The sequence below is a fragment of the Nostoc sp. UHCC 0251 genome (assembly GCF_034932245.1).
Classification (GTDB): domain Bacteria; phylum Cyanobacteriota; class Cyanobacteriia; order Cyanobacteriales; family Nostocaceae; genus Nostoc.
In genome coordinates this window covers 1-2,811 of record NZ_JAYGHD010000235.1, presented here as the reverse complement: position 1 = coordinate 2,811, position 2,811 = coordinate 1, and the positions used below count along the sequence as shown (strand labels likewise).

Sequence of the window (2,811 nt, the reverse complement as noted above, 5' to 3'; positions counted from 1 at the left end):
GACTGGTATCAAAGCCTTGTAAATATTGGCTTGCGAGTTTTCGGATGGGTCTACTGGGTAGTTCACCCTTGCCGCCTTTTCTTACCCATTCGCGCACTGCCTGACGAATTGCCCGTCTCCCATCTGCCCGATTTTGCTCAATGAGTTTTGGCAGATATCGAATTGCTAAAGTAGAAAACACTAGACTGTTTTCTGACTCGACATATTCCCCATTTTGCAGGAGATAAATCTTTAGTTCACCGGAGTCATAACACCAGAGTTCTGGTACTCCCAGGCGGGCATAAATGGGAAAACGATTTAAAGACTTACTGGTAATATCAATTTCCAGTGCCAAATCAGGCGGTGGGTCTTGTCTCAAATCCAGATCCAATCTACCCCGAATCGCAGCTTCATTCTGGAAATAGAAGCAATTATCTGATTCTACCCCTGCCATTCGGCTTTCTCGCTTCCAAGTAGTCGAGCCATAACTTTCATAGTCTAAATCCAGCACATCAGCGATTTCTTTGACCAAATCGCCTATTACCTCTTTGTAATGTTCGTGTTCAGGTAAAGGTGTCATAATTTCCAAAGTAGTGCGATCGTAAGCTAACCTTGCTGCTCGATGCTCTCCCAAGTCTTTTAGAAGATTTTCAAACTGTTCCCAGCTAATGTGATAAAGCATTACTCGGTCTGCTCGATTTTTGGCGACTGTCATTGTTACGACCTTTAGAATGTTTTATTGTCCAAACTCAAGCCTAGCCTGTTCTACCAAATTCGCTGTTACAACCTCTTGTCCTGCTTCACGAGCCAGTTGTTCAATTCTGGCTTTAGCTTGAGAGCGGACAAAAAAGGGAATATTTTGTAACTTTTCTTTAGCTTCAGATGTCCATCGCAAAGCATCAATAAAATTGGAATCGCTCATAGTATTAATTACCTTGGTAAGTCACTCACTTTAATCAAGAGATGACTAATTTTCCTATAAAAAAAGCCCTTGCTTTTATGCAAGAGCCTCTAAATGATTTAATTATCAGTGATGAAATAAACTTTACAACCTAATCTAGGTCGTCCATAAACATCACTGGCTCAGTATCACGGTTAATTCCTTTCTCGAAACCACCAGCCGCAGCCCGTGCGCGACCAGCGTGCCACAAGTGACCAACTAGGAAGAAGAATCCTAGTACGAAGTGAGAAGTCGCCAACCAAGCGCGAGGAGATACGTAGTTGAAGGAGTTAATTTCGGTAGCCACACCACCCACGGAGTTCAAAGAACCCAGAGGAGCGTGGGTCATGTATTCAGCAGCGCGACGAGCTTGCCAAGGCTGAATATCGTTCTTGATTTTTTCCAAATCAAGACCATTGGGACCACGTAGAGGTTCTAACCAAGGGCCGCGGAAATCCCAGAAGCGCATGGTTTCACCACCGAAGATGATTTCACCAGTTGGAGAGCGCATCAGGTATTTACCTAGACCTGTGGGGCCTTGGGCAGAACCGACGTTAGCACCCAAGCGTTGGTCACGAATCAAGAAGGTCAAAGCCTGAGCTTGAGAAGCTTCTGGTCCGGTAGGGCCGTAGAATTCGCTGGGGTAAACGGTGTTGTTAAACCAAACATAGATGGAGGCAATGAAGCCCATCAACGACAGAGCGCCCAAACTGTAGGAGAGGTAAGCCTCACCAGACCAGATGGATGCACGACGTGACCAAGCAAAAGGCTTGGTAAGAATGTGGAAAATACCACCAGCAATACAGATAAAGGCAATCCAGATGTGACCACCGACCACATCTTCCAAGTTATCGACGCTAACAATCCAGCCTTCGCCACCGAAGGGGGACTTGAGTACATAGCCGAAGATAACTGCTGGGTTCAATGTCGGATTGGTAATAACACGAACGTCACCACCGCCTGGTGCCCAGGTGTCATACAAACCACCAAAGAACATTGCCTTTAGCACCAACAGTAGGGCACCGCATCCCAAAATAATTAGGTGGAACCCGATGATGTTGGTCATCTTGTTCTTGTCTTTCCAGTCGTAACCAAAGAAAGAAGAGTATTCTTCTAAGGTTTCTGGGCCACGAACAGCATGATAGATACCGCCAAAGCCAAGAACGGCTGAGGAAATTAGGTGGAGTACACCGACAACAAAGTAGGGGAAGGTGTCGATAACTTCACCACCAGCACCAACGCCCCAACCCTGGGTAGCGAGGTGAGGTAACAGGATCAAGCCCTGCTCGTACATGGGCTTTTCAGGAATGAAGTGAGCGACTTCAAACAAAGTCATCGCTCCAGCCCAGAATACAATCAAACCAGCGTGGGCAACGTGAGCGCCCAGGAGTTTGCCAGATAGATTGATTAAACGCGCATTACCAGACCACCAGGCAAAGCCAGTAGATTCTTGGTCGCGTCCAGTGCCGCCTAATATATTTGGTCTATTAGAGAGCGTTACCACGTGGTAATACCTCCTCAGGGAATACAAACTGTTCGTGGGGTTGATCTTGAGGAGCCATCCAAGCGCGGATACCCTCATTCAGCAAAATGTTTTTGGTATAGAAGGTTTCAAACTCAGGGTCTTCCGCCGCCCGCAATTCTTGGGAGACGAAATCATAAGCCCGCAGGTTGAGCGCTAAACCGACGATGCCGACGGCGCTCATCCACAAACCTGTGACTGGCACGAACAGCATGAAGAAGTGCAACCAGCGTTTGTTAGAGAAAGCAATACCGAAAATCTGTGACCAGAAACGGTTTGCTGTCACCATTGAGTAGGTTTCTTCAGACTGGGTTGGGTTGAAGGCGCGGAAGGTGTTAGCTCCATCACCGTCTTCAAACAAGGTATTTTC

General features: G+C 46.9%; 3 protein-coding genes and 1 pseudogene. All 4 read right to left on the bottom strand.

Going from position 1 to position 2,811, the window contains the following annotated elements; genetic code table 11:
• On the bottom strand, window positions 1-694 hold a 694-nt coding region (locus VB740_RS17750; RefSeq protein ID WP_323201277.1), incomplete at its 3' end, for a Uma2 family endonuclease.
• 21 nt (window positions 695-715) lie between these two features.
• Entirely contained in the window at window positions 716-901 is a 186-nt protein-coding gene (locus tag VB740_RS17745) for a PCP reductase family protein (protein WP_190914277.1), read from the bottom strand.
• Window positions 902-1,031: 130 nt separating this feature from the next.
• On the bottom strand, window positions 1,032-2,423 hold the full coding sequence (gene psbC / locus VB740_RS17740; RefSeq protein ID WP_323201276.1) for a photosystem II reaction center protein CP43: 1,392 nt from the start codon (window positions 2,421-2,423) through the stop codon (window positions 1,032-1,034).
• Window positions 2,407-2,811, bottom strand: a pseudogene (locus VB740_RS17735) (photosystem II D2 protein (photosystem q(a) protein)); the annotation flags it as partial. The pseudogene VB740_RS17735 and the gene psbC, both read right to left, overlap by 17 nt.